The organism is Streptomyces sp. CNH287, from assembly GCF_000424825.1.
Window position 1 is genome coordinate 1 of the sequence record NZ_AUKQ01000020.1, and the last position, 23,044, is coordinate 23,044.

Consider the following 23,044-nt stretch of genomic DNA (forward strand, 5'->3'; position numbering starts at 1 on the left):
CAGGGTGAGTGCGGGTCGCAGAAGTAGACCGGCACGCCCGTGGCCACGGTGAACTGCTTGTGCGCGGCCATCTCGCAGCCCTGGTCCCAGGTCAGCGAGCCTCTCAGGTGCCCGGGCAGGGTCTGGATCAGCGGTACCAGCACATCGCGGACCTCCTCGGCGGTATGCCCGCCGGGCAGATGCCCGAGCATGACGTAGCGGGTGGAGCGTTCGACCAGGGTGACGATCGCGCTCTCGCTGCGGGGACCGACGATCAGATCGCCCTCCCAGTGGCCGGGAACCGCCCGGTCCTCAACCTCGGCAGGACGCTCGGAGATCATCACCATCTCGTCGACGAACCGGCGGGTGCGCTGGTCCGGGCTCCGGCGCGGCTTGCGGCGGGTGCGCCCGGTGCGCAGCGCTGCCGCGACTTCGCGGCGCAGTCCGCCACGGGCCTGGACGTAGATCGCCTGGTAGATCGTTTCCGGGCTCACGCGCATGCTCTCGTCGTCGGGGAACTCGATGGCCAGAGCGTGGCAGATCTGCTCGGGTGACCACTGGTCCTGCAGCTTTTCCGCGACGAACCGGCGGAGCGGGCCGTCCTGGGCGAGCTTGGAGTCCTTGGGGCGCGACCGGCTCCTCGCCCATGCCCGCTGGGCCCGGTGCGGCCGGTAGAAGCCATCGACCGACCGGGCGTCGATCTCGCGCTTGATCGTGGACGCCTGTCGGCCCAGTGCCCGTCCGATCGCGCGCAGCGACCGGCCTTCGCGGTGCAGATCAGCGATCAGCTCTCGCTCGGTCACCGTGAGGAACCTGGGGTGCAGTTCGGCCTCGACCGTTGCGAGGGACGACTCCCAAGAGGTGGCGGCGATGGTGGTCACACCGGTCTTGTAGTCGATGCGGCGCCCGTCAGGATGCAGGCGCGAGTGGCCGATCTGCCGGATACCGCGGTCCCAGTCCTCAGCGGTGCGCTCATGGACGCCGGCCTGCGCGGCGGCATCACGGCGCAGGACTCCCGCAGCACGCAGCCGCTCGTACTCCGCCCGACCGGGGTGGCCGGGCCTACGCGGCCTGCCGAGACCACGGATTCCGGCCTGGCGTGCCCATCCGAACGCCGTGTTGCGGTTCACTCCGACTGCACGAGCCGCAGCAGTGATGCTGCCGTTCTCCCTGTCCAGCGCCTCGAAGAACGCCGCCTTCAGCACCTCGAAATCCACGATCCCCGCAACTCCCTGAACTCCAGAGTGTTGCGGGGATCAATAGAACCCGCCGGCGACTCCGGGGCACCACCACGCACCTCGACCGCGGGGGGCGGCGGCCGTGGCCGTCACATGCGGCGCAGCACGGCCACGACCTTGCCGAGGATCGTCGCGTCGTCGCCGGGGATCGGCTGGTAGGACGCGTTGTGCGGGAGCAGCCATACGTGGCCGTCCTCGCGCTTGAAGCGCTTGACCGTCGCCTCGCCCTCCAGCATGGCCGCGACGACGTCGCCGTTCTCCGCGACCGGCTGGCGGCGCACGGTGACCCAGTCGCCGTCGCAGATCGCCGCGTCGACCATGGAGTCGCCGACGACCTTCAGGACGAACAGCTCTCCGTCGCCCACGAGCTGACGCGGCAGCGGGAAGACGTCCTCCACGGACTCCTCGGCGAGGATCGGGCCGCCGGCGGCGATCCGCCCGACGAGCGGCACGTAGGAAGCTGAGGGCTTGCCGGTGGTGTCCGTGGTCGCCTGGGTGCTGGGGGTGTCCGAGCCGCGTACCTCGTACGCGCGGGGGCGGTGCGGGTCCCGGCGGAGGAAGCCCTTGCGTTCGAGTGCCATCAGCTGATGGGCCACCGAGGAGGTGCTGGAGAGGCCCACGGCCTGGCCGATCTCCCGCATGGACGGCGGGTAGCCGCGCCGCTGCACGGAGTCGCGGATCACCTCGATCACGCGCCGCTGCCGGTCGGTGAGCCCGGAGCTGTCCGCACGGATGCCTGGAGGCCTCCCCGGCAGGGCGCGGGCGGGCTGTGGCTCGTCGGCTGCCGGGTTCATGGTCTCGCTTCTGACCTGCGATGTCTGGTCGATGGCCGGTGCGGAACGGTCCTGGGTGGTGATGGTGGCGGTGTCTGCGGCGGTGGTCACGTCAGCCCCTCTCGAGCGGTACTCCCTAGTGGGACAACGGTAGTTCGTTTCGAAAGGTTGCGCCAAACACACGTTCGAGTGAAAATTCGCTATTCGGCTGACGTGATCAAGTGGGCAGGTGTACAAGCGGCCTTCTGGTGACACCCGGGCCGTGCGCCGCGCCCGGCCGTCCGTCGTGTCGCGTCCAGTCTCGCAGGCGCGCCCCGCCGTCGGCCGCGCACCCTCGCTCCCGTACGCTCGACGCTGCCGCGCGAAGGCGACACGCGAATCAGCTCGTTGTCCCCCGGGCACCAGATCTAGTGGTTAGATAGGCGTGAGCCGCCTACAAGTTGTGGTGCCCAGCCTTTCAACCGGCGGGGCTTCGACTATGCTGGTGGTGACTTCGAGGGGCCCCGCCAGGGGTGTCGCGAGGTGGTTCAGTCATGCACGGCGAGAGCTTCGGAAGGGTGGGAATTCGATGCACTGCCCCTTCTGCAGGCACTCCGACAGTCGTGTCGTCGACAGCCGTACGACCGATGACGGCACCGCGATCCGGCGGCGCCGCCAGTGCCCCGACTGCTCCCGTCGGTTCACCACGGTCGAGAACGCGTCACTGATGGTGATCAAGCGCAGCGGCGTCACCGAGCCCTTCAGCCGGGACAAGGTGATCGCAGGCGTGCGCAAGGCATGCCAGGGGCGCCCGGTCACCGAGGACGCCCTCGCGCAGCTCGGCCAGCGGGTCGAGGAGGCGGTCCGGGCCACCGGCAGCGCGGAGCTTTCCGCGCACGACGTCGGCCTGGCCATACTCGGCCCGCTCCAGGATCTCGACCTCGTCGCGTATCTGCGGTTCGCCTCCGTCTACCGGGCGTTCGAATCGCTCGAGGACTTCGACGCCGCGATCGCGGAGCTGCGCGACGCCTCGCCACCCCCCGGGGCGCGGGGCGGGGACGAGGCAGGCGGGGGCCCGGAGGTCCCCGCACCCGCCGTCGCCGCCGACTGAGCGGCTTCACGAGGGACCGACCGGTGTGCCTGGGGGCACTCCGGTCCCAGACAGACACCGTGCCCCGGAAGAAACGGGGCACATGGGGGCGTTATGCCCGTACAGGGAGGCGGAATGACAGAGACGACGAGCGGCCCGGCACGCGGCTCCCGCGCTAAGGGCGGCAAGGCGAGCAAGGGGCTGCGCATCGAGCGCATCCACACCACGCCCGGCGTGCATCCGTACGACGAGGTGGCGTGGGAGCGCCGGGACGTCGTCATGACCAACTGGCGCGACGGCTCGGTCAACTTCGAGCAGCGTGGCGTCGAGTTCCCCGGCTTCTGGTCGGTGAACGCGGTCAACATCGTCACCAGCAAGTACTTCCGCGGTGCTGTCGGCACGCCGCAGCGGGAGCACAGCCTCAAGCAGCTCATCGACCGCGTGGTGCGCAGCTACCGCGCGGCGGGTGAGCAGAATGGTTACTTCGCGTCCGCCGAGGACGCCGAGATCTTCGAGCACGAGCTCGCCTACGCGGTGCTGCACCAGATCTTCGCGTTCAACTCCCCGGTCTGGTTCAACGTCGGGACGAAGCAGCCGCAGCAGGTCAGCGCCTGCTTCATCCTCTCCGTCGACGACTCGATGGAGTCGATCCTCGACTGGTACAAGGAAGAGGGGATGATCTTCAAGGGCGGTTCCGGCGCCGGCCTGAACCTCTCCCGCATCCGCTCCTCCAAGGAGCTGCTCTCCTCCGGCGGAAACGCCTCCGGCCCGGTCTCCTTCATGCGCGGGGCCGACGCCTCCGCCGGCACGATCAAGTCGGGCGGCGCCACCCGGCGCGCCGCCAAGATGGTCGTCCTGGACGTGGACCACCCCGATGTCGAGGCGTTCATCGAGACCAAGGTCAAGGAGGAGGAGAAGATCCGCGCGCTGCGCGACGCGGGCTTCGACATGGACCTCGGCGGGGACGACATCACCTCCGTCCAGTACCAGAACGCGAACAACTCGGTCCGGGTGACCGACGCGTTCATGAAGGCGGCCGAGGCGGGCGAGCAATTCCCGCTGCGCGCCCGGATGACGGGCGAGATCGTCGAGGAGGTCGACGCCAAGGCGCTGCTGCGCAAGATGGCCGTCGCCGCCCACGCCTGCGCCGACCCCGGCATCCAGTACGACGACACCATCAACCAGTGGCACACCTCGCCCGAGTCGGGCCGGATCACCGCGTCCAACCCGTGCAGCGAGTACATGCACCTGGACAACTCCTCGTGCAACCTCGCCTCGCTGAACCTGATGAAGTTCCTGCGCGACGACGACAAGGGCAACCAGTCCTTCGACTCCGCGCGTTTCGCCAAGGTCGTCGAGCTGGTCATCACCGCGATGGACATCTCCATCTGCTTCGCGGACTTCCCGACCGAGAAGATCGGTGAGACCACCCGCGCCTTCCGGCAGCTCGGCATCGGCTACGCCAACCTGGGTGCCCTGCTGATGGCGACCGGGCATGCCTACGACAGCGACGGCGGGCGTGGTCTGGCGGGCGCCATCACCTCCCTGATGACCGGCACCTCGTACAAGCGCTCGGCCGAACTGGCCGCGGTGGTCGGCCCGTACGACGGGTACGCCCGCAACGCCCAGGCGCACCAGCGCGTGATGAAGCAGCACGCGGACGCCAACACCGACGCCACGCGGGTCGACGACCTGGACACGCCGGTGTGGGCCGCGGCGACCGAGGCGTGGCAGGACGTGGTCCGGCTGGGCGCGAAGCACGGCTACCGCAACGCCCAGGCCTCCGTCCTGGCGCCGACCGGCACCATCGGCCTGATGATGGACTGCGACACCACCGGTGTGGAGCCCGACCTCGCGCTGGTCAAGTTCAAGAAGCTGGTCGGCGGCGGCTCGATGCAGATCGTGAACAACACGGTCCCCAAGGCGCTCAAGCGGCTGGGCTACCAGCCGGAGCAGGTCGAGGCCGTTGTCGAGCACATCGCGGAGCACGGCAACGTCAGCGGCGCCCCAGGCCTCAAGACCGAGCACTACTCGGTCTTCGACTGCGCCATGGGCGAGCGTTCCATCTCCCCCATGGGCCACGTGCGGATGATGGCGGCGGCGCAGCCGTTCCTCTCCGGTGCGATCTCCAAGACGGTGAACATGCCCTCGAGCAGCACCGTCGAGGACGTCGAGGAGATCTACCTCCAGGGCTGGAAGCTCGGCACCAAGGCCCTCGCGGTCTACGTCGAGAACTCGAAGGTGGGGCAGCCGCTCTCGGCCAAGCGGACGGACAAGAAGGCGGCGGCCGAGCCGGAGCCGGCGAAGGTCGTCGAGTACCGGCCGGTCCGCAACCGGCTGCCCAAGGGCCGCCCCGGCATCACCACGTCGTTCACCGTCGGCGGTGCCGAGGGCTACATGACGGCCAACTCCTACCCGGACGACGGCCTCGGCGAGGTCTTCCTGAAGATGTCCAAGCAGGGCTCGACCCTCGCGGGCATGATGGACGCCTTCTCGATCGCGGTCTCCGTCGGTCTCCAGTACGGCGTGCCGCTGGAGACCTACGTCTCGAAGTTCACGAACATGCGCTTCGAGCCCGCCGGGATGACCGACGACCAGGACGTACGGATGGCGCAGTCGATCGTCGACTACATCTTCCGCCGCCTGGCGCTGGACTTCCTGCCCTTCGAGACGCGCTCGGCTCTGGGCATCCACTCCGCCGAGGAGCGGCAGCGCCACCTGGACACCGGGTCCTACGAGTCGTCGGCCGACGACATGGACGTGGAGAGCCTCGCCCAGTCCGCACCGCTGCACTCGGCATCCCCGCCGGCCGAGGCACCGGCGCCCGCCGCCGCGGCCCCCGCGCCGGTCGAGGCGCACAACTCCACGGAACTGGTGGAGATGCAGCTCGGGCTGAACGCGGACGCGCCGCTGTGCTTCTCCTGCGGCACGAAGATGCGCCGTGCGGGCAGCTGCTACCTGTGCGAGGGCTGCGGCTCCACCAGCGGTTGCAGCTGATTCGGTAGCGGGCACGGTTGACCGGGCGCGGCGGTGCGCCGAGGTGAACGGCAGGGGGCGGTGGAGCGGGATTCCCGGTCCACCGCCCCCGCGCCGTGCCGGGCAGGCGCCCCGGCCGGGGCGCGGGATCAGGACTGGTGGCTGCCCATCACCCGGGTGAAGGTGTCCGGGTCGGCGTCGAAGCCCCGTACGAGGGAGCGGAACTCCCACACCTCCGGGCCGTTCCGAACGAATTCGCCGATGGTCGCGGCGGTTGCTCCCGCGACGCCGGTCAGGTCGTCGGTCGCGAGTTCCGTGTATCCCTCGAGGATGCGGATGAGGGTGTTCTCTATCCCGCCGAACGTCTTCCGCCCGCTGCCCTGCTGAATCGCGACGCCGATCACCACCCGCGCGTACGTGGGGGCGAGCCGGTCGAGCTCCAGGGTCATGACCTCGTCGGAACCGAAGCCCTGGCCGGTACGGCTGTCCCGGTTGAGGATGATCGTGCCGTCCGGTGAACGGCTGTCGAAGTGGACGAGGTATCCGGGTGCGCCGTACGGGTCTTCGGCGGTGTACGTGGCCGCGATGATGTCGAGGTCATTCGGCGGCTCGCCGACGGGGCTGGGATCCCACTTGAGCGTCACCTCGGCCTTCTCTATCCCCTTGTTGAGACTGCTCACCAGTGTTCCTTTCAGTGGACCGGGCGTATCCGGACCGGACGATCGCGGTCGATGTCGCGGCAACTTCCAAGGGATTCCCGTAGGCCAACCATGTTGCCACGCGGGGGTGGTCGATTTCCCGTGATCAGAGCTGCCCCAACTGGCGCCCCACCACTCCGGCTTGCCGGATTCGGTGGCCGCCTCTTCCGAGGCGTGCGCGCGGCCTGAGTCGTGCGCGCGGGCGCACGGGCGGGGAGTCGCGCGCCGCATGCGTACGGCCGCTCACCCGGATGGCCGTACGATGGCGCGGTGCTGGTCAAGTGGATGCGCTGCACCGTCGTGGACCGTCGTGGGTTCGAGCGCGCTCAGCGAAAGTGGGCGGGGCTGCTCGGCGAGCCGGGATTCCGTGGCCAGGGCGGCGGCTGGAGCCGCTCCAGGGCCGGGGTGGCGCATTTCTTCGGCTTCTGGGAGAGCCGGGCCTTCTACGACTCCTTCATGGCGCGGTCGCACGACCGCCTGCACGCTTCGCAGATCGGCACCTACAAGGACATGCAGGTACGGCTCTTCGAGTACCGGTTCGACGTCAAGGTGGGGTTCCAGCCGACCTTCCTCGACGCCGATCTGCTGCGGGTGGCGCACTGCACGGTGCGGCACGACCGCATGGATCACTTCGTGCTGATGCAGGAGAAGGTGTGGAACCCGGCGATGGCCGGCTCGCCGGGCATGCTGCGCGGGGTCTTCGCACAGGCGCAGCCGGAGGACGAGTTCCTCGTGCTGTCCATGTGGAACTCGGCGGCGGAGCACGGGAAGTACCGGGCCGAGCGGGTGGAGCGTCTGGCGCTGCGCGCGCAGACGGGAGCGGACATCACCGCCATCGCGGGCGACGTCATCGACCTGGAGCCGTCCTGGACGCTGTGACCGCTCGCGGCGCACGGCAGGCGGTGTGACGCTGCGCGCCGGGCCCTCGCGCGCACCGGACGGGGGCGGAGCGTGCCGCTACAGTTCGGGTCCATGACCGAAGATCCGCAGAATCCCGCCCGCCGCGAGCCGGGCGGCCCGGAACACACCGCACGCGCGCTGGCGAGCCTGCGCGGTCTGGCGGTCGGCGACGCACTGGGCTCCCAGTTCTTCGTACCCGCGAACCTGGGAGCACTTCGCCGCCGCGAACTGCCCCCCTCCCCGTGGCAGTGGACCGACGACACCGAGATGGCCTGCTCGGTGGTGGCCGTGCTGGCGGGGCACGGCGGGATCGACCAGGACGCGCTGGCCGCCGCCTTCGCCGAGCACCACGACTTCGACCGCGGCTACGGCCCCGCGGTCAACCGCATGCTGCGGCTGATCCGGCAGGAGGGCGCCGACTGGCGGGAGTTGGCCGCCTCGCTCTTCGACGGCCGGGGGTCCTGGGGGAACGGCGCGGCCATGCGGATCGCCCCGCTCGGCGCCTGGTACGCGGACGATCCGGCCCTGGCCGCGGAGCAGGCCGAACGGTCGGCGTTCGTCACCCACCAGCACCGTGAGGCGGTCGCCGGGGCCATGGCTGTGGCCGGGGCGGCGGCCCTGGTGGCGGGCGCCGCGGGTGCGGCCGACGCCGCCGGCGTGCGGGACGGCGGGACGCCGGGGGCGGGGCTGCTGGCCGCTGTGCTCGAGCTGGTGCCGCGCAGCGCCGTACAGGCCGGACTGCGCCGGGCGGCCGACATGCTCGACTACGACGACGTCGCCACGGTCGCCGCCGTGCTCGGCAGCGGTCGCCGCACCAGCGCCCACGACACGGTGCCGTTCACACTCTGGGCCGCGGCCCGGCATCTCGACGACTACACGGGCGCGTTCTGGACCACCGCCCAGGCGGGCGGGGACGTCGACACGACCTGCGCCATCGTCGGCGGCATCGTGGCGGCGCGTCCGTCGGGTGCGCCGCCCGAGTCCTGGGCGCGGCGTACCGAACCGCTGCCGCAGTGGGCGACGGAGCGGGCTGCGCCGTCCGCGTAACCCGCGTACCCGGTGCGTCCGCCCGTCCGGTGCAGCGGCTAGGCTGTGAAGTGCCATGCCGTACGAACCGCCCACCCACCGCGTCGAGCGGTCGCTCCGTGCCACCACCGGGGCCCGGGTGATCGCGGGGGTGGACGAGGTCGGCCGCGGCGCCTGGGCCGGTCCGGTCACGGTCTGCGCCGCCGTCACCGGTCTGCGCCGCCCTCCGGAAGGGCTCACGGACTCCAAGCTCCTCACCGTCAAGCGGCGTACGGCGCTGGCCGGCGAGCTGAACGGCTGGGTGTCCGCGCACGCGCTCGGGCACTCCTCCTCCCAGGAGATCGACGCCCTGGGGATGACCGCCGCGTTGCGCCTGGCGGCCTCGCGGGCACTGGAGTCGCTTCCGGTGCGGCCCGACGCGGTGATCCTCGACGGCAAGCACGACTACCTCGGCGGCCCCTGGCGGGTCCGTACGGTCATCAAGGGGGACCAGTCGTGTGTCTCGGTCGCCGCGGCGTCCGTGCTGGCGAAGGTGCGGCGCGACGCGATGATGGCCGAGCTCGGCGCCGACCACGAGGAGTTCGCGTTCGCGAGCAACGCCGGATACCCCTCGCCGGTGCACCGCGCCGCGCTGGAGGAGCACGGCCCCACCCCCCACCACCGGCTTTCCTGGTCCTATCTGGACCTGCTGCCGCGCTGGCAGCACCTCAAGCTGGTACGCGACCAGCCCGTGGAGCAGATCGGCCTCTTCTGACCGCGAACCAGCCCTCCGGAGCCCACAGTCCACCCGCCGCAGCACACCGCACACGCGTTTGATAGACAACACCCCATGCCTCTCACCCCCGAGGAGCCACAGATTCACGAGAGCGTCCCGGGTCCCCGCACCGCAGCGGGAACCACCCGGACTCCGCAGGCGGCACGCCCCGGACCGCCCGTTCCCGGCCCACGGCCCACGCCCCCGCAGACCGGGGCGCCCCCGCAGGCGGGGCGCGCACGGCCGGACCGGGTACCTGCCCCCCGTACGGCGCCCACGGCGCGGATCGAACTGGTGACGGCGACGGACGCGAGCGCGGTGGACGCCGCCGACGAGGCGGTCGACACGCTGCTGGAAGCGGGCCGAGCCCCCGGTGAGGTCCTGCTCGTCACCACGGGCGAGGAGCACCCCTGGGCTCAGCACGAACGCTCCTTCGGTGAGGACCCCTACTGGCGCCAACTGTCCGAGGGGCAGGACGTCTTCTGCGTACACGCGTCCGCGCTGAGCCGCGTCGCCCCCCGCCCCGTCGTGGTGCTGGCCGTCAACGGCGGCTCGGACGGCGCGGTGGCCGAGGCGCTGCCCCGGGCGCTGGAGCGGGCGGGCGAGCAGCTGATCGTCTGCGGGAACCCGGAGCGGTTGAGCGCACTGCTGTGAGCGTCGCCGCCCGGGCGTGCCGGGCGGCGGGCCTCAGCTCACGGCCCGCCGCAGTTCCGCCGGCGTCCTGACCTCCGGGTACGCGGGCGGGCCCGGCTGCTCCGGCACGGCCGGAGCGGGGGCGGGTGGTGTGCCGGGCGCGCCGGTGGCGTCCGTGCGCGGGGGCGACTCGCCGCCGGTGCCGCTGTTGCTGCCGGTATTGCTGCCCTGGCCGCTGCCGGAGTGCGGGCGTCGGCCACCACGTACCTCGCCCATCACCTGCCAGCCGGAACGGGTCAGCGTGAGATACGCGCCGCAGCGCAGGCCGTGCAGCGTGCAGGCGTCCCGCAGGCCCCACATCCAGGCACCGTCCACCTCCGTCCAGCGCGGCTCGCCGTCCCGGCAGTAAAGCAGCACGGCCGTACGGACGGGGGTGCGGCGCCGCAGGTCGTGCGGGATGACCACGCGCAGCCGGGAGAGCAGGGCGTTGCGGTACTCCCAGCCGTCCGGGTGGCCTCCCGGCTGGGCGAACGAGGCGCTCGCGCAGAGGCGTTCGTCCGGGCCGATGACGGCGACCACGGCGGTGGACGGGGCGGGAAGGTGCAGCGCGCACAGGGTGCTGACCACGTCGCGGGGACTGCGCAGGAGGGGAATGCCGGCGGCGGCCCATTCGGAGAGCTCGAGACTGCGGCCGAGGCGGGAGGAGGAGTCGGTGGTGGGCGGCGGGGCGAAGCCGAAGCTCACAGTCCTCCCTTCATCCGTCTGACCACTTCGATTCTCTCTGCCGGGCCGCGCTGCGGCAACGGGCAGAGCGGACGGGATCACGTCGTGTGCGTGATCTTCCGCGCCCCGAGCACGCCTGCCGGGCAGGTCCGGGTCCGGGTGGCCCCGCCGCGCCTGGAGTGCGTGGATCAGCCGCCCCGTCCGCCTCTGGTGCCACAGCTTGCTGACTTGCTGAAGCATTTCCTGCCACCAGAAATATTCTTTGACCCGAATATTCCTGTTGAGGAATACTTGTCGCCATGGACGCACTCCTCACCGCCCTGGCCGACCCGGCCCGCTGGCGGCTCGTGACTCTGCTGGCCGAGCGCCCCCGCCCGGTCGGCGTGCTCGCCCAGATCGCCGGGGCTCGCCAGCCGCAGACGACCAAGCACCTCCAGACCCTTGAGCGGGCGGGTGTCGTCACCTCACAGCGCTCCGGGCAGCGCCGTGTCTACGCGCTGCGCTCCGCTCCCCTCCGGGACCTGGCGGTCGCGCTCGGCCGGCTCGCCGACACCGCGGAGCAGGCCGGTGGCTCGCGCGAGACCTTCGAAAGCTACGGGCGCGGCCTCCACACGGAGCGGCTCGCGGCAGGAGCGGCGGGGTGGGCCGACGGCCGCTCGTTCCGGTTCCTCCGGTCACTGGCGGGGCGTCCCGAACTGGTCTGGCGCCACCTGACCGAACCCTCGCTCCTCACCCGCTGGTGGACGCCGGACGATCTCCGCGTCTCCGAGCTGGTCTTCGAGGCGCGACCGGGCGGGCGGATCGTCCAGGGGTACCGCGACGCCGAGGACGCGGACGGCTCCGACGTGGTCGTCGGGCGGGCGGAGGGTGCCGTGGTCGACGTACGCCCCGGCGAGCGCCTCGCCTACCGGCTCTCCCCGCTGCTTGCGGACGGCCGTCTCGCCTTCACCGCCCACGTCGACCTGGAGCTGCGGTCCGCCGGCACCGGCACGGACCTCGACGTCCGCTGGCAACTCACCGACAGCACCGTCGACTCCGCGGACTTCGTCGCAGGCATCGAGTTCGGCTTCGGACAGAGCCTCGACAAGCTGGCGGCGGCTCTCGCAGCGGCCCCGCCCGACGGCGAGACCGGAACTGACTGCGACACCGACACCGACGCCGACCGCACCACCGACACCGATACAAGGAGCACGACATGACCGCCTCGACCAGCCGCAGGGTGACCGCGAACCTGAGCCTCACCCTCGACGGGCGCTACCACGGTGCCGGCGGGCCCGAGGACTTCGGCGCATTCGCCCCGTACGTGACCTCCGAGGTCGCTCGGGACCACCTCACCCGCATCTGGGCGAGCGCGACGACGGCGCTGCTCGGAAGGGTCAGCGCCGAGGGATTCCTGGGGTACTGGCCGACGGTCGCCGCAGACGAGAACGCCGATCCGCGTGATCGCGGCTACGCGAAGTGGCTGGTCGACGCGGAGAAGCTGGTCTTCTCGACGACGCTGACCGAGGCGCCGTGGGAACGCGCTCGCGTGGTGAACGCGCCCGCCGCGGACGTCGTCGCCGACCTCAGGACCGGCGGCGAGGGTGAGATCCTCGCCAACAGCAGCGCCAGCGTCATCAAGGCGCTCCTGGCGGCCGACCTGGTCGACCGGCTGTATCTCATGATCTTTCCCGAGATCGCCGGGGGAGGGCAGCGCCTGTTCGAGGACGGACTGCCCGCCTCGAAGTGGCGGCTCGCGCGCCAGGAGTCCGGCGAGCTGGGCGAGATCGCCATGGTCTACGACCGGGCACGCTGAGCCGGCCGCGCCGTACGGGGCGCGCGGCGTGCTCCGTACGGGGCTGCCGCGCCGCACCGGCGCTGGTCGTCACGCTGGGTGAGTTGGTCGATTGTCAGTGCCATCGGGTTGCATGGGGGCATGGACGATCTGGAGCTGCGCGCCGAAGCCGACACCATCCTCGCCGAGCTGGTCGGCGGCCCCAGTGGTGCGGCGCGGCTGCGGGAGGACCAGTGGGAGGCGGTGGCGGCCCTGGTGCGGGAGCGCCGTCGCGCGCTGGTGGTGCAGCGCACCGGCTGGGGCAAGTCGGCCGTGTACTTCGTCGCGACCGCGCTGCTGCGCCGCCGCGGCGCCGGCCCCACGGTGATCGTCTCGCCGCTGCTGGCGCTGATGCGCAACCAGGTCGAGGCGGCGGCGCGGGCCGGTATCCGGGCCCGCACCATCAACTCGGCCAACCCGGAGGAATGGGACGACATCTACGAGGAGGTCGAGCGCGGCGAGACCGACGTCCTCCTGGTGAGTCCGGAGCGTCTCAACTCGGTGGACTTCCGCGATCAGGTGCTGCCCCGGCTCGCGGCCACCACGGGTCTCCTGGTGGTCGACGAGGCGCACTGCATCTCCGACTGGGGACACGACTTCCGGCCGGACTACCGGCGGTTGCGGGCCATGCTCGCCGAGTTGGCCCCCGGCGTACCGGTACTGGCGACGACGGCCACGGCGAACGCGCGGGTGACCGCGGATGTGGCCGACCAGCTGGGGACGGAGGGCGGCGGCGCCCTGGTCCTGCGCGGGCCGCTGGACCGGGAGAGCCTGCGGCTGGGCGTGCTGGAGCTGCCCGACGCGGCGCACCGGCTGGCGTGGCTGGGGGAGCGGCTGGGGGATCTGCCCGGTTCGGGGATCATCTACACCCTGACGGTGGCGGCGGCGGAGGAGGTCGCGGCGTTCCTGCGGCAGCGCGGATATCCGGTGGCCTCCTACACGGGGAAGACGGAGAACGCCGATCGGCTGCAGGCGGAGGAGGACCTGCTGGCGAACCGCGTGAAGGCGCTGGTGGCGACCTCCGCGCTGGGGATGGGTTTCGACAAGCCGGACCTCGGGTTCGTGGTTCACCTGGGATCGCCCTCGTCCCCGATCGCTTACTACCAGCAGGTGGGCCGGGCCGGTCGTGGCGTGGACCACGCGGACGTGCTGCTGCTGCCGGGGCGCGAGGACGAGGCGATCTGGGCGTACTTCGCCTCGGTGGGCTTCCCGGCCGAGGAGCAGGTGCGGCGCACGCTGGCGGTCCTGGAGGAGGCGGAGCGGCCGTTGTCGCTGCCCGCACTGGAGCCGTTGGTGGAACTTCGGCGCTCCCGGCTGGAGACGATGCTGAAGGTCCTGGACGTCGACGGCGCGGTCAAGCGGGTGAAGGGGGGCTGGACCTCCACGGGGCAGCCCTGGGTGTACGACGCGCAGCGCTACGCCTGGGTGGCCCGGCAGCGGGCGGCCGAGCAGCAGGCCATGCGGGACTACGTGGCGACCACGGGGTGCCGGATGGAGTTCCTCCAGCGGCAGCTCGACGACGAGAAGGCGGTCCCCTGCGGTCGCTGCGACTCCTGCGCCGGACCCTGGCTCGATCCCGCCGTCCCGGCCGCGGCTCTCGCCGCGGCGACCGGGGAGCTGGACCGCCCGGGGGTCGAGGTCGAGCCGCGCCGGATGTGGCCCTCGGGCATGGCCGCGGTCGGGATCGATCTCAAGGGCCGTATCCCGGTGGGCCAGCAGGCGGTCACCGGGAGGGCGCTCGGAAGGCTGTCGGACATCGGCTGGGGGAACCGCCTGCGCCCGCTCCTGTCGGCGCAGGCCGCGGACGGGCCGGTGCCGGACGACGTGCTGGCCGCCGTCGTCACGGTGGTGGCCGACTGGGCCCGCGGGCCGGGCGGCTGGGCCGGCGGTGACCCGGACGCGAGGCCGCGGCCGGTGGGGGTCGTCGCCGTGCCGTCCCGCTCGCACCCGCGCCTGGTCGCCTCGCTCGCCGAGGGTCTGGCGCGGGTCGGCAGGCTCCCGCTGCTGGGCAGCCTGGCCCACACGCCGCAGGCCGGGGAGCAGGCGGCGCACCGCAGCAACTCCGCCCAGCGGCTGCGTGCTCTCGCTTCCACCTTCACCGTGCCCGAGGCGCTCGCCGCCGCGCTCGCCGCGACCCCGGGCCCGGTCCTGCTCGTCGACGACTACACCGACTCCGGATGGACTCTGGCCGTGGGCGCGCGCCTGCTGCGCCAGTCCGGAGCGGAGGAGGTGCTCCCCCTGGTCCTGGCTGTGAACGGGTAGCCCTCGGGGTCGGCAAGATCCTGGGCACGCTGCGCGGGGGTGCGTCAAGTCCGCCTCGGAGCAGGACCGGACGGCCACGGGGGTCGCACGGCAGTACGGGCACCTTTGGGCTCCGCCCGGTGCCCGTACTGCCGTGCGACCCCGGTGAACGGACGGGATAACGTACGTCGACATGGGCACGACTGCACGAGAGAGCCCCGCGCCCGGGGACATAGGGGCCGGGGAGGCCAAGGCCACAGGCGTGGACCTCCGCCGCCGCCGCCGCATGGTGGGGCTGGGAGCGCTGGTGGCCCTCCTCGTGGCCGCGGGGCTGGTCTCCCTGGCCGTCGGCGCCCGCGCGTTGACGCCCGCCGAGGTGTGGCACGGGCTGTTCGCCGAGCCGGAGTCCGATCGTCGGCTCACCGAGATCAGGCTCATCGTGGAGACGGTGCGGGTGCCCCGAACGGTGCTCGCGATCGTGGCGGGCATCGCCCTGGGGGTCGGCGGGGCGCTGATCCAGGGCTACACACGCAATCCGATCGCCGACACGGGACTGCTGGGGGTGAACGCCGGGGCCTCGTTCGCCGTGGTGTCGGCGATCACCGTGTTCGGCCTCACCAACCCGTTCCAGTACGTCTGGTTCGGCTTCGTGGGGGCGGGCATCGCCGGTGTCGTCGTGTTCGGTCTGGCCAGCATCGGCCGGGGAGCCGGCAATCCGTTGACGCTCGCGCTGGCCGGGCAGGGGGTCACGGTGTTCCTGGCGTCGATGACCACGGCGGTCGCGCTCTCGGACCAGAAGGCGCTGAACGCGCTGCGGTTCTGGGAGGCGGGTTCCGTGGCAGGGGTCGGGTTCGGCGTCATCTGGCCGGTGGCGCTCTTCATCGGCGTCGGGCTGGTGCTGGCACTGATGACCCTGCCCGCCCTCAACCTGCTCAACCTGGGAGAGGACGCGGCGCGCGGGCTGGGCGTGAACGTCGCGCTGAGCCGGACCCTCGGCATCGTCGCCATCACGCTGCTGGCCGGCGCGGCGACGGCCGCGTGCGGACCCATCGCGTTCCTGGGGCTCATGGTGGCTCACGTCGCCCGCTATCTGACCGGGCCGGACTATCGCTGGCTGGTGCCGTACGCGGGTCTGCTCGGCGCCGTCGTCCTGCTGGTCTGCGACATCGTCGGGCGCTTGGTGGTGCGCCCGGGCGAGTTGGACGCGGGGGTCGTCGTCGCGCTGCTGGGCGCCCCGTTCTTCGCGGGTCTGGTGTGGCGGGGAAAGTTCAAGAACACATGAACGGGACAGACGTGAAGCCATCGGTGGCGCCGGGCGTGCGGTTGGGGCAGGTGTCGTTCGTCTGGCGGCCCTGGATGGTGCTCGTCACGCTGCTGCTGGCGGCGGCGGTCTTCCTGGTGTTCTGCCTCTCCATCGCCGTCGGGGACTTCCCCATCGGCCTGGACAAGGTCATCGCCACGATCTTCGGCCGCGGCGAGCAGGTCGACGAGTTCGTGATCATGGACCTGCGGATGCCGCGTGCCCTGGCGGGGCTCGTCGTCGGGTTCGCGCTGGGCGTGTCCGGGGCGATCACGCAGGCCATCGCGCGCAACCCGCTGGCCAGCCCGGACATCCTGGGGATCACCGGAGGCGCCAGCGCCGTCGCGGTGTTCCTGGTGACGGTGTCGGGTGGGGCCTCCGCCGCGATCGCCGGTTCGGTGGGGATCTCCACGGCGGCACTCGCGGGCGGCCTCGGCACCGGACTGCTGGTGTACTTCCTGGCGTGGCGGCGCGGGATCGACGGCTTCCGGCTCATCCTCATCGGTATCTCGGTGAGCGCCGTGATGCAGGCGATCACGACCTGGCTGCTGGTGACGGCGGACCTGCGGGACGTGGCGCAGGCCCGGGTGTGGCTGGTCGGCTCGCTGGACGACCGTTCGTGGGACGAGGTCTCCGTCGCGCTCTGGGGCACGCTCGCGCTGATGATCGTCGCCTCGTGTGCCGCGTTCCAGTTCAAGCCGATGCACTTCGGTGACGAGATCGCCGCGGGGCTGGGCGTCCGGTACTCGGCGGTGCGGGCGGTGCTGCTGCTGTGCGCGGTCCTGCTGGCCGGTATGGCGGTGAGCGCGGCGGGGCCGATCCCGTTCGTCGCGCTGGTGGCGCCGCAGGTCGCGATGCGTCTGACACGGTGTCCGACACCGCCGATGCTGGCCTCCGCCCTGGTGGGGGCGCTGCTGCTGACCGGCTCGGACCTCATCGCGCGCACCGTGCTGCCGGTCAGCCTGCCGGTCGGCGTGGTCACCTCCGCGATCGGCGGCCCCTTCCTCGTCTATCTGCTGGTGCGGGCGAATCGCCGGTAGAGGTGGGAAGGTTAGGCAAAGCTAATCGAAGGGGGTCTCGTGGTCGCTCAGTTCAGCGCCGAGATCGAGTCCGGGGCCGATGAGGTCTCCCGGCTGGCAGCCAGGGGTGTCACGGTCGGGTACGGCGGCCGGATCGTCATCGACGATCTCGACGTGGCGATCCCGCCGGGGGTGATCACCACGATCATCGGCCCCAACGGCTGCGGGAAGTCGACCCTGTTGCGGACGCTCTCCCGGCTGCTCAAGCCGTCCAGGGGGACGGTCGTGCTGGACGGTGAAGACATCGTCTCGCTCCGGACCAGGGAGGTGGCGAAGAAGCTCGGCCTGCTGCCTCAGGCGCCCGTGGCTCCGGAGGGGCTGACGGTGTCCGACCTGGTCGCGCGGGGCCGCCATCCGCACCAGAGTTGGCTGCGGCAGTGGTCCTCGGACGATGCCGAGGTCGTCCGGCATGCACTGGCCATGACCGGGGTGTCCGACCTGGCCGACCGTCCGGTCGACTCGCTGTCCGGCGGGCAGCGACAGCGCGTCTGGATATCGATGACCCTGGCCCAGGGCACGGACCTGCTGCTGCTGGACGAGCCGACCACCTACCTGGACTTGGCGCACGCGATCGACGTGCTCGACCTGGTGGACGATCTGCACGAGTCGGGGTGCACCGTGGTGATGGTGTTGCACGATCTCAATCTGGCCACGCGCTACAGCGACAACCTCATCGTGATGCGGGAGGGCGCGGTCCTGGCCCAAGGGCATCCGCGTGACGTGATCGAGGCGGATCTGCTGCACGAGGCGTTCGGGCTGCGCGCCAGGGTGATCGAAGATCCGGTGGGAGACCGGCCGCTCATCGTGCCGATCGGCCGCACCCACGTCGAGTTCGAGAAGGCCGGACGGGGAGATCACATAAGTTAGGCTAACCTCACCTCAGTGAACTGAGGTTTGCCTGCCCTGGAAAGGGGCGTAGTGGACGGCGCGAGAGCAAGGAATGACGGGATGCTTCTCCATCGAGTGGCACGCAGGAAGTCCTGGCGGCGGTTGACGGCGACTGTGTCGGCCGTGGCCCTCGGAGTGGGACTCCTCGCGGCATGCGGTTCCGACGCCGAGGACACGTCGGGTGACGACGCCCCGGCCGCGGGCGGCGGGAACTTCCCGGTCACGGTGGAGCACGCGTTCGGTTCCACGGAGGTCTCCAAGGCGCCCAAGCGGGTCGTCTCCGTCGGCTACACGGACGACCAGGCCATCCTGGCCCTCGGCACCAAGCCGGTGGGCATGGTCGACCAGTACCCGAACCCGGAGGGCAAGTCCCCCGACATCAACACCCAGTGGCCCTGGGTCAAGGACAAGTGGGGCGACGCCCGCCCCGAGGTCGTCATGAAGAACGGCGACACCGGTCCGAACTACGAGAAGATAGCCGCCCTGCGGCCGGACCTGATCATCGCGGTCTACTCCGAGATCGACCAGGACGCCTACGACAAACTCTCCAAGATCGCCCCGACAGTGGGCCGTACCAAGGCGGAGAAGGAGCCGTTCAGCGGGCCGTGGCAGAAGAACGCGGTCCACATCGCCAAGGCGCTCGGCAAGGAGGCCGAGGGCAAGTCGATGGTGAAGGGCATCCAGGACAAGCTCGACGCGACCCGCAAGGCGCACCCGGAGTTCGCGGAGCAGACCGCGGTCGCCCTGTCCTGGTACGACGGTTCGGTCGCACCGTTCACCACCACCGACGTGCGGGGGCAGTTGCTGACCGGCATGGGCTACAAGGGGGCGACGGAGATCGACAAGGTCGCTGACGGTAAGTTCTTCACCCAGCTCTCCCCCGAGCGCATGGACTTGGTCGATGTCGACCGCATCTTCGTCATCAACGACAAGGCGGACCAGAAGGAGTTGAAGAACTTCAAGCTGTTCACCAACCTCTCCGCGGTCAAGGACAAGAAGGTGTCGTACCTGCTGGACAGTGAGGGACCGGCGGCCGGCGCGGCCATGTCCCAGGCCACCCTGCTGTCCCTGCCGTACGCGATCGACGAACTCGTCAAGTCGATCGACTAGGTGTGAGCACGACCGACAGCGCCGGGACGACCGGCACCGAACGGCGCGTCCCTCGGCCAGCTCTGCGCACGGCGACCGGACGCGAGGCCACCCGGTGGGTCATGGGGCACTGCCGCCAGGCTCCGGGGCTGACGTTCGCCGCCGTGTTCACCACGGTGACCGGGGCGGCGCTCCAGGTGCTGCCGGTACTCCTGCTCGGTCGCGTGGTCGATGGAGTGGTCGCGGGCGAGTCGCGCTCCCTCCTCACCACGATCGGGGTGTTGATGGTGGCCGCCGCGCTGCTCGGCGCGGTGGCCACCGCCGTGTCCACCTACCTGATCGGGCGGCTGGGCGCGGATCTGCTCGCGCGACTGCGGGAAGGCGCCGTCCGGGCGGTGCTGGGGATGCCGAGCGCGCGGATCGAGCAGGTCGGCCGGGGGGACGTGCTCTCCCGGGTCGGTGACGATGTGGCCGTGCTGTCCAAGGGAATCCGCACGGCCGTCCCCGCGGTGTTCTCGGCGGGGGTGCTGGTCGCCATCGCCACGGTGGGCATGTTCGGCCTGGACTGGCGGCTCGGCCTGGCGGGAGCCGGGGCACTGCCGGCGTACGCGCTGGCCCTGGGCTGGTATCTGCCTCGGTCCGTGCCGCTCTACCGCAGGCAGCGGGCGGCCCAGGCCGATCGCGCGCAGGCATTGATCAGCGGACTGAACGGGATCGAGACGGTACGGGCCTACCGCCTTGAGGGGGCTGTCCGCGAGAAGGTCACCAGAGAGTCGTGGCGGGTGCGCGATCTCGGTGTCGAGGTGTTCCGGTTCTTCGGCCGGTTCGTCGGCAGGGAGAACCGAGCTGAGTTCATCGGGCTGGTCCTGATCATCGTGGTGGGTTATGCCCTGTTGGAGGCCGATGCCGCGAGCCTGGGCGAGGTGTCGGCGGCACCTTTGCTGTTCCACCGGTTGTTCACGCCGCTGGGCTCCATCATGTTCACCTTCGACGAGGCGCAGAAGTCGGGCGCGAGTCTGACCCGGCTGGTCGGGGTGCTGGGGGAGGTCGCAGAGGAGCGGCTGGTGGGCGAAGCGGCCGGGGCCGTCGGCGCGGCCGAGCGGCTCGGGGGCGCCACCTCGTATCCGGTGACGGTGGAGGGGCTGACGTTCAGCTATCCCGGCGCCGAGGAGCCGGTCCTGCGGGATGTCGACCTGAAGATTCCGGGTGGCGGCTCGCTGGCTCTGGTGGGAGCGACGGGGGCGGGCAAGTCGACCTTGGCCGCGCTGATCGCGGGCATCGGGACTCCGCAGGCCGGGACGGTGCGCGTCGGTCCGACCGATCTGGCCGGGCTCGACGAGGCCGGAGCGCGCTCCTTGGTGAGCATCCTGACGCAGGAGACGCACGTCTTCTCCGGTCCGCTCGCCGATGACCTGCGGCTGGCCGCGCCGGAGGCGACCGACGCCGAACTGCTGGGCGCGCTGCGTACGGTCGGTGCGGAGGGGTGGGTCGCGGCGCTGCCGGAGGGGCTGTACACCATGGTCGGCGAGGGCGGGGAACGCCTGGACGTCACGAAGGTCGCCCAGATCGCCCTGACCCGGCTCCTGCTGGGCCGGGCGCCGGTGGTCGTGCTTGACGAGTCGACCGCGGAAGCGGGCAGCGAAGGCGCCGCCGAATTGGAGCGGGCCGTGCGCGCCGCGTGCGCGGGCCGGACCACGCTGTTCGTGGCGCATCGGCTGACGCAGGCGATGGCGGCGGACCGGATCGCCGTACTGGATGCGGGGCGCGTGGTGGAACAGGGCACCCACGAGGAGCTGGTGGCCCTGGGGGGCGGGTACGCACGCCTCTGGCTGGCCTGGCGGGAGGGGAGTTAGCGCACCCGGAGTCCACGCAGGCTGGTTTTCCTCGCCTGGAGGAACGCTTCGCTCTCGGCGAGGGGGCCGCGCGCCCGCGGCGCACTGCGTTCGTCCACGGGCCTGAGCGATGCGCGCCCGCCGGACCGGCCGCCGACCGCCCCGCCGGGAGTACGGTCCTGTCATCATCATCCGCGATCTGTTCATCCCCGCGAACCCCGGAAGCGATTGCCCGCCAACCCCATGACGACTCCAGATACGCAGCGGCCCCGCCCGGGGTCCGACATCCTCCGGACCGCACTGCGCCGCAACATAGGCGCCATGACCTCGGGCACCGTCCTGATGGGGCTGTACCAGGCGGGGGAGACGGCCTTCCCCATCGCGCTCGGCCTGATTGTGGAGCACACGATGCGGGACCGAAGCCTCGGCTCCCTCGGACTCTCGATCGCCGCTTTGGCCGTGATCATCACGACCGTGTCGCTGTCGTGGCGGTTCGGGATGCGCATCCTGCAGAAGGCCAACACGACTGAGGCGCACCGCTGGCGGGTGCGGGTGGCGGCCTGCGGACTCCAGCCGGTGGCCAGGGACGTCGACCTCAAGTCCGGCGAGGTGCTGACCGTGGCCACCGAGGACGCGGACCAGACCGCCGACATCATCGAGGTCGTACCGCTGCTGGTCAGTTCGCTGGTCGCGGTGCTGGTCGCGGCGGTCGCGCTGGGCCTGGCGGATGTGCGGCTCGGCGTGCTGGTGATCGTGGGGACTGTCGCGATCCTCTCTGTCCTGAGCGTCATGTCCCAACGGATCGGCACCAGCACCCGCGAACAGCAGGCCCGGGTGGCGCGAGCGGGTGCGAAGGTCGCCGACCTGATCACCGGGCTGCGCCCGCTGCACGGCTTCGGTGGCAACCACGAGGCGTTCCTGTCGTATCGGAGGGTCAGCACGGAGGCGAAGCGTCAGGCGATCACCGTTGCCCGGGTGAACGGCGTGTACGCGGGCACCGCGCTGGCGCTCAACGCGATCCTCGCCGCGACCGTGACGCTGATGGCGGGCTGGCTGGCGTTCGGCGACCAGATCACCGTCGGGGAACTGGTCATGGCCGTGGGCTTGGCGCAGTTCATCATGGAACCCCTCAGACTGTTCTCGGAGATGCCGAAGTACGTGATGATGGCGCGTGCGTCGGCCGAGCGGATGGCGCTTGTGCTGGCGGCGCCGCCGATGACGCGTCCGGGGCCGGGACGGCCGGCTCCGGACGGCGGACTCGAGGTCGACTGCGTCCGCTACAAGGCGCTGCGCAAGCTCAGATTCCAGGTCCAGGCCGGAGAGTTCGTGGCGATCGCGGGCTACCAGCCGCGCGCGGCGGCCGACCTCGCGGCGATACTGGCCGTGAACGTGCCACCCGATGCGTACGGGGGAGTGGTGCGGGTCGGCGGGCAGGCGGTCGCCGACCTGTCGATCGAAGCGGTGCGTGAGCACATGCTGGTCAACCCGTACGACGGGGAGATCTTCGCCGGCACCCTCCGCACGAACATCGATCCGTCGGGCACCAGCCGGAGCGTACCCGAGGCCGTCGCGGCGTCCATGCTGACCGACGTCGTCGCCCTCCACCGCGAAGGGCTTGACTACGCGGTCCGCGACCGCGGTGCGAACCTCTCCGGGGGCCAGCGCCAGCGGCTGTCCCTCGCTCGCGCACTCGCCGCCGACAGTGACGTCCTCGTCCTGCATGACCCGACCACGGCCGTCGACGCCGTCACCGAACAGCTCATCGCGCGTAACATCGCCAAGCTGCGCCGGGGGCGCACCACCGTGGTGCTCACCAGCAGCCCTGCCCTGCTGGACGCCGCCGAGCGCGTCCTCGTGCTCGACGACGGCGTCATCACCGGCGAGGGCACCCATCGCCATCTCCTCGCCACCGATGAGGACTACCGCCTGGCGGTGGCCCGATGACTTGCCGCGCAAGGGATCAGACGACGCCGAGGAGGATGTGCCGCCGGGCCGCACGGACCGTGCCCGCCGCCAAGCGCGGGGACCGCACG

At 71.2% G+C, this 23,044-nt stretch carries 19 protein-coding genes; 15 read left to right on the plus strand and 4 right to left on the minus strand.

Annotated elements, in window-relative coordinates:
• Both H299_RS0120145 and lexA read right to left on the minus strand, forming a co-directional pair.
• On the minus strand, window positions 1-989 hold a 989-nt coding region (locus H299_RS0120145; protein WP_486587254.1), incomplete at its 3' end, for an IS30 family transposase.
• 317 nt (window positions 990-1,306) lie between these two features.
• Window positions 1,307-2,101 (minus strand): transcriptional repressor LexA, encoded by a 795-nt coding sequence (gene lexA, locus H299_RS0120150; RefSeq protein WP_027749881.1) that lies wholly within the window; start codon window positions 2,099-2,101, stop codon window positions 1,307-1,309.
• Window positions 2,102-2,558: 457 nt separating this feature from the next.
• Here lexA and nrdR point away from each other — a divergent pair, with 457 nt between their 5' ends.
• Window positions 2,559-3,080: a transcriptional regulator NrdR gene (nrdR, locus tag H299_RS0120155; protein ID WP_027749882.1), complete on the plus strand. Its 522-nt coding sequence runs from the start codon at window positions 2,559-2,561 to the stop codon at window positions 3,078-3,080.
• 114 nt (window positions 3,081-3,194) lie between these two features.
• Complete coding sequence (locus tag H299_RS0120160) at window positions 3,195-6,056, plus strand: vitamin B12-dependent ribonucleotide reductase (RefSeq protein ID WP_027749883.1); 2,862 nt, start codon at window positions 3,195-3,197, stop codon at window positions 6,054-6,056.
• A 128-nt stretch (window positions 6,057-6,184) separates the two neighbouring features.
• Here H299_RS0120160 and H299_RS0120165 read toward each other — a convergent pair whose 3' ends face one another.
• Window positions 6,185-6,715 carry a TerD family protein gene (locus H299_RS0120165; RefSeq protein ID WP_027749884.1) on the minus strand — a complete coding sequence of 177 codons (531 nt, stop codon included), beginning with the start codon at window positions 6,713-6,715 and terminating at the stop codon, window positions 6,185-6,187.
• Between the two features lie 288 nt (window positions 6,716-7,003).
• On the opposite strand from H299_RS0120165, the gene H299_RS0120170 reads away from it, so the two are divergent.
• From H299_RS0120170 to H299_RS40535, 4 genes are all read left to right on the plus strand, one after another.
• Complete coding sequence (locus H299_RS0120170) at window positions 7,004-7,612, plus strand: YdbC family protein (protein ID WP_027749885.1); 609 nt, start codon at window positions 7,004-7,006, stop codon at window positions 7,610-7,612.
• A gap of 93 nt (window positions 7,613-7,705) precedes the next feature.
• Entirely contained in the window at window positions 7,706-8,680 is a 975-nt protein-coding gene (locus H299_RS0120175; RefSeq protein ID WP_027749886.1) for an ADP-ribosylglycohydrolase family protein, read from the plus strand.
• 55 nt (window positions 8,681-8,735) lie between these two features.
• On the plus strand, window positions 8,736-9,413 hold the full coding sequence (locus H299_RS0120180) for a ribonuclease HII (RefSeq protein WP_027749887.1): 678 nt from the start codon (window positions 8,736-8,738) through the stop codon (window positions 9,411-9,413).
• Between the two features lie 294 nt (window positions 9,414-9,707).
• Window positions 9,708-10,067, plus strand: coding sequence for a hypothetical protein (locus H299_RS40535; protein WP_158692363.1), 360 nt, complete (start codon window positions 9,708-9,710; stop codon window positions 10,065-10,067).
• 33 nt (window positions 10,068-10,100) lie between these two features.
• Here H299_RS40535 and H299_RS35185 read toward each other — a convergent pair whose 3' ends face one another.
• Window positions 10,101-10,790, minus strand: a complete 690-nt coding sequence (locus H299_RS35185) for a hypothetical protein (protein ID WP_486587349.1) — start codon at window positions 10,788-10,790, stop codon at window positions 10,101-10,103.
• A gap of 278 nt (window positions 10,791-11,068) precedes the next feature.
• Between H299_RS35185 and H299_RS0120195 the strand changes: the two genes are divergently transcribed.
• The 9 genes from H299_RS0120195 (at window position 11,069) to H299_RS0120235 (ending at window position 22,955) form a co-directional block, all read left to right on the plus strand.
• Window positions 11,069-11,968 (plus strand): metalloregulator ArsR/SmtB family transcription factor, encoded by a 900-nt coding sequence (locus tag H299_RS0120195; protein WP_027749889.1) that lies wholly within the window; start codon window positions 11,069-11,071, stop codon window positions 11,966-11,968.
• Window positions 11,965-12,564 carry a dihydrofolate reductase family protein gene (locus H299_RS0120200; protein ID WP_027749890.1) on the plus strand — a complete coding sequence of 200 codons (600 nt, stop codon included), beginning with the start codon at window positions 11,965-11,967 and terminating at the stop codon, window positions 12,562-12,564. The genes H299_RS0120195 and H299_RS0120200 overlap by 4 nt, the downstream gene beginning before the upstream one ends.
• Window positions 12,565-12,684: 120 nt before the next feature.
• A complete protein-coding gene (locus H299_RS0120205) occupies window positions 12,685-14,844 on the plus strand; it encodes a RecQ family ATP-dependent DNA helicase (protein WP_027749891.1) in 2,160 nt (719 codons plus the stop codon).
• 172 nt (window positions 14,845-15,016) lie between these two features.
• Complete coding sequence (locus H299_RS0120210; protein ID WP_078512895.1) at window positions 15,017-16,105, plus strand: iron ABC transporter permease; 1,089 nt, start codon at window positions 15,017-15,019, stop codon at window positions 16,103-16,105.
• Window positions 16,102-17,163 carry an iron ABC transporter permease gene (locus tag H299_RS0120215; protein WP_027749893.1) on the plus strand — a complete coding sequence of 354 codons (1,062 nt, stop codon included), beginning with the start codon at window positions 16,102-16,104 and terminating at the stop codon, window positions 17,161-17,163. The genes H299_RS0120210 and H299_RS0120215 overlap by 4 nt, the downstream gene beginning before the upstream one ends.
• A gap of 39 nt (window positions 17,164-17,202) precedes the next feature.
• A complete protein-coding gene (locus H299_RS0120220; RefSeq protein WP_027749894.1) occupies window positions 17,203-18,069 on the plus strand; it encodes an ABC transporter ATP-binding protein in 867 nt (288 codons plus the stop codon).
• A gap of 81 nt (window positions 18,070-18,150) precedes the next feature.
• Window positions 18,151-19,200, plus strand: coding sequence for an iron-siderophore ABC transporter substrate-binding protein (locus tag H299_RS0120225; RefSeq protein ID WP_027749895.1), 1,050 nt, complete (start codon window positions 18,151-18,153; stop codon window positions 19,198-19,200).
• Between the two features lie 101 nt (window positions 19,201-19,301).
• Window positions 19,302-21,032: an ABC transporter ATP-binding protein gene (locus H299_RS0120230; RefSeq protein WP_078512903.1), complete on the plus strand. Its 1,731-nt coding sequence runs from the start codon at window positions 19,302-19,304 to the stop codon at window positions 21,030-21,032.
• 222 nt (window positions 21,033-21,254) lie between these two features.
• A complete protein-coding gene (locus H299_RS0120235) occupies window positions 21,255-22,955 on the plus strand; it encodes an ABC transporter ATP-binding protein (RefSeq protein ID WP_027749897.1) in 1,701 nt (566 codons plus the stop codon).
• The last annotated feature ends 89 nt before the right edge of the window (window positions 22,956-23,044 follow it).

What these genes read in the sequence shown, in the direction of transcription:
- nrdR (WP_027749882.1), top strand. Translation starts at nt 2,559, where the DNA reads ATGCACTGCCCCTTCTGCAGGCACTCCGACAGTCGTGTCGTCGACAGC.
- H299_RS0120160 (WP_027749883.1), top strand. Translation starts at nt 3,195, where the DNA reads ATGACAGAGACGACGAGCGGCCCGGCACGCGGCTCCCGCGCTAAGGGC.
- H299_RS0120175 (WP_027749886.1), top strand. Translation starts at nt 7,706, where the DNA reads ATGACCGAAGATCCGCAGAATCCCGCCCGCCGCGAGCCGGGCGGCCCG.
- H299_RS0120180 (WP_027749887.1), top strand. Translation starts at nt 8,736, where the DNA reads ATGCCGTACGAACCGCCCACCCACCGCGTCGAGCGGTCGCTCCGTGCC.
- H299_RS0120195 (WP_027749889.1), top strand. Translation starts at nt 11,069, where the DNA reads ATGGACGCACTCCTCACCGCCCTGGCCGACCCGGCCCGCTGGCGGCTC.
- H299_RS0120200 (WP_027749890.1), top strand. Translation starts at nt 11,965, where the DNA reads ATGACCGCCTCGACCAGCCGCAGGGTGACCGCGAACCTGAGCCTCACC.
- H299_RS0120205 (WP_027749891.1), top strand. Translation starts at nt 12,685, where the DNA reads ATGGACGATCTGGAGCTGCGCGCCGAAGCCGACACCATCCTCGCCGAG.
- H299_RS0120210 (WP_078512895.1), top strand. Translation starts at nt 15,017, where the DNA reads ATGGGCACGACTGCACGAGAGAGCCCCGCGCCCGGGGACATAGGGGCC.
- H299_RS0120215 (WP_027749893.1), top strand. Translation starts at nt 16,102, where the DNA reads ATGAACGGGACAGACGTGAAGCCATCGGTGGCGCCGGGCGTGCGGTTG.
- H299_RS0120225 (WP_027749895.1), top strand. Translation starts at nt 18,151, where the DNA reads ATGCTTCTCCATCGAGTGGCACGCAGGAAGTCCTGGCGGCGGTTGACG.
- H299_RS0120230 (WP_078512903.1), top strand. Translation starts at nt 19,302, where the DNA reads ATGGGGCACTGCCGCCAGGCTCCGGGGCTGACGTTCGCCGCCGTGTTC.
- H299_RS0120235 (WP_027749897.1), top strand. Translation starts at nt 21,255, where the DNA reads ATGACGACTCCAGATACGCAGCGGCCCCGCCCGGGGTCCGACATCCTC.